Annotated in this window: 8 protein-coding genes and 1 pseudogene; 4 read left to right on the plus strand and 5 right to left on the minus strand. The window is 61.8% G+C overall.

Going from position 1 to position 5,287, the window contains the following annotated elements:
- Window positions 1–104: 104 nt before the first annotated feature.
- Both K7H22_RS20120 and K7H22_RS20200 read left to right on the plus strand, forming a co-directional pair.
- Window positions 105–488 (plus strand): annotated as a pseudogene (locus tag K7H22_RS20120) (plasmid pRiA4b ORF-3 family protein); the annotation flags it as partial.
- 31 nt (window positions 489–519) lie between these two features.
- A complete protein-coding gene (locus K7H22_RS20200) occupies window positions 520–789 on the plus strand; it encodes a hypothetical protein (protein WP_230802524.1) in 270 nt (89 codons plus the stop codon).
- On the opposite strand, the gene K7H22_RS19740 is transcribed toward K7H22_RS20200, so the two are convergent.
- A complete protein-coding gene (locus tag K7H22_RS19740) occupies window positions 782–1,573 on the minus strand; it encodes a tyrosine-type recombinase/integrase (RefSeq protein WP_230802519.1) in 792 nt (263 codons plus the stop codon). The two genes, K7H22_RS20200 and K7H22_RS19740, sit on opposite strands and share 8 nt — an antisense overlap.
- A gap of 141 nt (window positions 1,574–1,714) precedes the next feature.
- Here K7H22_RS19740 and K7H22_RS19745 point away from each other — a divergent pair, with 141 nt between their 5' ends.
- Window positions 1,715–3,130, plus strand: a complete 1,416-nt coding sequence (locus K7H22_RS19745) for an ISKra4 family transposase (protein WP_230802520.1) — start codon at window positions 1,715–1,717, stop codon at window positions 3,128–3,130.
- Here the strand turns inward: K7H22_RS19745 and K7H22_RS19750 are convergent.
- Complete coding sequence (locus tag K7H22_RS19750; RefSeq protein WP_230802521.1) at window positions 3,097–3,585, minus strand: IS110 family transposase; 489 nt, start codon at window positions 3,583–3,585, stop codon at window positions 3,097–3,099. The two genes, K7H22_RS19745 and K7H22_RS19750, sit on opposite strands and share 34 nt — an antisense overlap.
- Window positions 3,586–3,660: 75 nt before the next feature.
- Here K7H22_RS19750 and K7H22_RS20130 point away from each other — a divergent pair, with 75 nt between their 5' ends.
- Window positions 3,661–3,789 carry a hypothetical protein gene (locus K7H22_RS20130; RefSeq protein ID WP_269063254.1) on the plus strand — a complete coding sequence of 43 codons (129 nt, stop codon included), beginning with the start codon at window positions 3,661–3,663 and terminating at the stop codon, window positions 3,787–3,789.
- Between the two features lie 16 nt (window positions 3,790–3,805).
- Here K7H22_RS20130 and K7H22_RS19755 read toward each other — a convergent pair whose 3' ends face one another.
- Genes K7H22_RS19755 through K7H22_RS19765 form a run of 3 tightly spaced genes read right to left on the minus strand, consistent with a single transcriptional unit; the run spans window position 3,806 to window position 5,160 of the window.
- Window positions 3,806–4,168: a transposase gene (locus tag K7H22_RS19755; RefSeq protein ID WP_419248203.1), complete on the minus strand. Its 363-nt coding sequence runs from the start codon at window positions 4,166–4,168 to the stop codon at window positions 3,806–3,808.
- A gap of 38 nt (window positions 4,169–4,206) precedes the next feature.
- On the minus strand, window positions 4,207–4,848 hold the full coding sequence (locus tag K7H22_RS19760) for an IS630 family transposase (RefSeq protein ID WP_330165871.1): 642 nt from the start codon (window positions 4,846–4,848) through the stop codon (window positions 4,207–4,209).
- On the minus strand, window positions 4,849–5,160 hold the full coding sequence (locus tag K7H22_RS19765) for a hypothetical protein (RefSeq protein WP_230802523.1): 312 nt from the start codon (window positions 5,158–5,160) through the stop codon (window positions 4,849–4,851). It lies immediately after the preceding gene.
- Window positions 5,161–5,287 lie beyond the last annotated feature (127 nt).

Raw genomic sequence — 5,287 nt, forward strand, 5'->3', positions numbered from 1 at the left:
TGGACTGGCGTTTTGTCAAGGTCAGGGTCTGGGTCTTCAGGGAGTGCACCAAATTCCGTGGGGTGCTGGTAGCAGGCCGAAGCATTTCGGGGTAGGCTTCACCCATGGTAGACGGCACATCATCGGAACCGAAAGGCGGTTCGATCCTGCAGCTGAAGGTCAGGCTGCTGCACCTCAGTCCGATGGTCTGGCGGCGGGTTCTGGTGCCCGAGGTGATGTCACTGCGTGAATTGCACGGCGTGCTGCAGGCGGTGATGGGCTGGGACGGCATCCATCTGTTCGAGTTCTACATTCGGGGCGTGAGATATGCGAGCCCCGATCTTTGTGGCGAGCCACCGAACGCGGCGATTTCGGCGTTCCGGTTTCGCAAGGGATCGAAGTTCCGGTATATCTATGACATGGGCAATTGGTGGGATCATGAGGTCCGCGTGGAGGATCGGCTGCCCCCCGTGAGCCGCAAGCGATATCCGGAATGCATCGGCGGGGCCGGGGGCCTGCCCGCCCGAGGATTGCGGCGGGGTGGAGGGGTATCTCGCACGGCGCGAAGAGGCCGTCGGCTACGACGCCATGAACGACATGTCGGATTTGGCCGATTTCATCGATCAAGCGGTTTTGCAGGGCGGCCGGTCCATGCTCGACGATGAAGACGAGCGCTGGCATCTGGAGATGGTGCTGGAGCGGACTGGCTCCCGGCTGCGGTTCCTCGAGAACAAGTTTTCACGCAGCGCGGTGAACAAGGGCCTTCGATCCGATGAACACCGCCGCCTGATGCACCAGCAGCTCATGTGACCGGATCCGGATCGGAAGTCAGCAGATCGGCCGCGAAGGCTCCCACCACGTCGCCATGGCGGTGTCGGACCTGGCCAAGGAGATCGCGCCCTTCGTCCCCGGTGACGCGGTCGAACTTGCGCCGCAGCATGGCGACGCTGGTCTCGGCATAGATGCGGGTCGCGCCGATATCCTCATGGCCGAGGAATTTCTGGATGTCGGTGATGTCCATGCCGTCCGCCAGCAACCGCGTCGCCATGGTATGGCGCAACAGATGCGGATAGAGGCGCTTCCCGATCCCGGCCTTGCGGGCGACGTCGCGCACCATCTGCCCGATGCGCTGGCGGGTGTAGACCCGGCTGCCGGATTTGCCCTTTTCGCGGCTGATGAAGAGCGGTCCCGCCCGGCGCTTGCCGATATGCAGGGCGAGGAGCCGCGCAAGTTCCGATCGGATCGGCACCTCGCGCCGCTTGCCGCCCTTGCCGCTCTCGATAACGACGACGCGCTCGGCGATGCTGACATCCTCGACGCGCAGCGCGACGAATTCCGAGACGCGCGCGCCGGTCTCCAGCAGGGTCTGGACCATCAGCCCAGTCTGGCCGCCGCTGGCATAGGCGGCATCGATGAAGCGGAGGGACTCCTCAATGGTGAGCCGCAACGGCGCGCCACGCCTTTCCTTTGGGGCCGACAGTCCGGCCTTCGCCCGCGCCGCCTTGAACACCGCTTTGGTCTGCACGTGGTCGATACCCTCGCGGAGGAGGATGTCGGCGATCTCTTCGGAGAGGCGTTCGATATATCCGGCCATAAGTTTGCATCTGCTATTTCGAGAAACAAATCTCCTTGCCGGATACGCCATCGGTGGGCCAGAATCCAGCTTGACAGGGAGGAAATCACCTCACAGGTTTTCCTCTCTGCCAATTCTGGAAAATCGGCCCAGGAGGGGACCATGAAGATCGAGATCAGGCTGCGGATCGATGCCGGGGACGGCGAGGCATGTGACGAGGAGGTGCTCGTCCTCGACAAGCCCCATGACCGGCTCGAACAGATCGGATTGTCCCTCGACGAGGCCAAAGATCTGCTGGGCCGAGTGCAAGAACGGATCGTCGGCGCGCAAGCCGGGGCCTACGCTGCCGAACATCGCCACTGCGGCGCGTGCGACGCGTCCCTTCGCAGAAAGGGCAAGACGGTGATCCGGTTTCGCACACCGTTCGGCGACGTGCCGGTTGCCAGTCCGCGCCTGCATCGCTGCGCCTGCGATGCCGCCACCACCCGGACCTTCAGCCCACTAGCCGATCTGTTCCACGAACATGTCGCACCAGAGATGCTGTATCTGGAGACGAAATGGGCATCGCTGGTCTCGTTCGGCGTCACCGTCGATCCGCTGAAGGACGTGCTGCCGGTCGGCGCAACCCTGAACGCCGAAACCGTCCGGCATCACCTCCACCGCGTCGCCGCCCGTGCCGAGGCGGAACTGGGCGAGGAGCAGTTTACATTTATCGAGAGCAGTCCGTACCAACGAGCGCGGCTACCCCTGCCCGAGGGCCCGGTCGTCGTCGGTGTCGATGGCGGCTACGTCCGCGCCCGCGAGCCTGACCGCGAGGGCCGGCAGACACATTTCGAGGTCATGATCGGCAAGTCCATGGCCGAGGATCGCGGCGACCGGTATTTCGGCCTCGTGCAGAGCTTCGACCGGAAACCCAAGCGCCGCCTGCACGAGGTGCTGCGCGATCAGGGGTTCCAGATGAACCAGGAGATCACCTTCCTCACCGATGGCGGCGACAGCGTGCGCAACATCGCCGTCGACATGTCACCCTGCGCCGATCATGTGCTCGACTGGTTCCACATCACCATGCGCCTGACAGTCATGGGGCAGTATGTGAAGGGGCTTGCCCATAACCGGGAAGCCGAGGCCGCAGAGATCGAACGAACTCTCAAGCGCATCAAGGGCTTCCTGTGGAATGGCAATACCCGTGAGGCGCTCATCTGCGCCCGCGATCTGGAAGACGATCTCGACGAAATCGAGACGGATTATTCCGGCATGAAGGCTTTTCGGAAAAATGCCGCCGAGTTTCATGTCTACATCACCCGGAACGCTCACACGATCCCGAACTATGCCGAGCGGCACCGCTACGGCGAGCGCGTCTCCACCGCCTTTGTGGAATCCACCGTAAACACCGTCGTCGGCAAACGCTTCGCCAAGCGCCAGCAGATGCGCTGGTCAAAGCGCGGGGCCCACTTCATGCTCCAGACTCGGACACGTGCCCTCGACGGCACCCTCCAAGGCAAGTTCGAGCAATGGTATCCGGGGCTCGCTGTTGCCACGTCCGATCAGAAACTGGAGGCCGGCCCAATGGCAGCATAGACCCCACGGAATTTGGTGCTCTCCTTCAGGCGGTTCATCAGGCGGGTTCGATCCTTGATCAACGCTGTGCGCGCGATATGCAACTCCTTGAGGGCAGGTTGGTTTTTGTCCGCGACTGCGTCCGGTTCAAGGTCAAGCGCGGCCCCCATCATGGCCAGAATACGGGCATCGACGGCGTCGGTCTTAGCCCGTGTCCCGCGCGCCTGGGCAAAGCGGCGCGCCTGCAACGGGTTCACCTTTGCAAGCGGCAGAACGCCTGCGAAACTGCGTTCAATGGCGGCATGATAAGCACCGGTTGCCTCATAGACCACCAGATCCGGCATTGCGGCGCCGATCCAGCGCCGCAGCGCGCGCAGGCCGGCCTGGGAGTTCGCGAATTGCCGCGCTTCGTTATTGATCAGACGATGCGCGTCGAGAGTGTCTTTCGAGATGTCGATTCCGATGGCATCTTTCATTGTCCTCGCGTGTCCTATGCTTGTCGTAGAGGGCCTTGCGCCGCTCTGTATCCGTTCAGGCCTCAGGCGAAGACGATGGCTGATCACACTCTAAAACGGTCCTTCATGACCAAGCCTGTGACGATCCAGCCACCGCCAGCGCGCGCCATAAATGGCGTGGCGCGCGCTGGCTCTCTCTTCGCACAAGAGCCGGGATCAGCATAAGACAAGCGTGTCGCGTTTAATCGGTTTTGTATCCGGCGGCTTTGAAGAAGTTGTAGCACTCTTCGTCGGTGAAGAGGTCGCAGACATGGCCGACGGCCTTCCAGAGTTCCTGGTAGGTTCGGGCGGCGGCATTTCGGATTAGCGCCTTGAGCTTCGAGAAGGCCATTTCGATCGGGTTGAGGTCGGGGCTGTATGGCGGCAGGAAGAGGAACCACGCGCCGATGTCGCGCATGGCTTTGGCCGCGCCGGGGCTCTTGTGGCTCGACAGGTTGTCGAGGATGACCACGTCGCCCTCGCGCAATGTAGGCACCAGCTGGGTCTCGACATAAATGTCGAACTGAACTGATGCGGTGGATGCCCCCACCCGCCGGCATCGGATACCATGACGGTTCTATATTTGCTTAGAGCGTGTCGCGTTTAATTGGTTCTGTACCCTGCAGCCTTGAAGAAGTTGTAGCATTCCTCGTCGGTGAAGAGTTCGCACACATGGCCGACGGCCTGCCAAAGTTCATGGTAGGTTCGGGCGGCGGCCTTTCGGATCAGCGCCTTGAGCTTCGAGAAGGCCAATTCGATCGGGTTGAGGTCCGGGCTGTAGGGTGGCAGGAACAGGAACCACGCGCCGATGTCGCGCATGGCTTTTGCCGCGCCTGGGCTCTTGTGGCTCAACAAGTTGTCGAGGATGATCACGTCGCCGGGACGCAGGGTCGGCACCAGCTGGGTTTCGACATAGAGGTCGAACATCTCACCATTCATCGCTCCGTCGATCACCCACGGGGCATCGAGGCGGTCATGGCGCAGGGCACCGATGAAGGTCTGGGTGCGCCAATGCCCGAACGGCGCGTGATCGATCAGGCGCTGCCCGCGCGGGGCCCAGCCGGTGGTCTTGGCCATGTTGGTCTTGAGCGATGTCTCGTCGATGAAGGCCAGTCTTTCCAGATGCCTGGCCATGAAGGGCTGGCGTTTGCCGATCCAAATGCGGCGCAGGTCGGCCACGTCTTTGCGCTTCTGCTCAAGAGCTTCCAGGTCTTTTTTGTGTGACAGCCCGAGCCTGAGCAGCAGTCAACCGACCGACGAGCGATGCACCTTCACCCCTTGCTCTGCGGCCAGTTCCGCGGTCAACTCGTCAATCGTCAGATCGGGCTGCGCCGCGATCCGGCGCTCCACCCAGCCTTTTACACCAGTCAGTTTGCCGCGCCCGGGATTGCCTTGAGGTTTCGGCGCAAGCGAGCCGGTCTCGCGTTTGAGCCGCACCATGTCGTTGACGAACTTGATCGAAACGCACAGCCGCCGTGCCGCCTCGGTATGCGTGCTGCCTTGATCCACAAGCCGCACCGCGCGATCACGCAACTCAACAGGATGCGGTTTGCCCATCTCTGACCCCCATATCTGCCTCAAAGACATGGAATCACAGAACGACCATCATGGGAATCCTGAATCTGATCAGGGGCGACACGCTCTAGTGGAGGGCATATCGATGACAACAAAGATCAGTATTTTG

This window comes from Seohaeicola saemankumensis (assembly GCF_021021435.1).
GTDB lineage: Bacteria > Pseudomonadota > Alphaproteobacteria > Rhodobacterales > Rhodobacteraceae > Seohaeicola.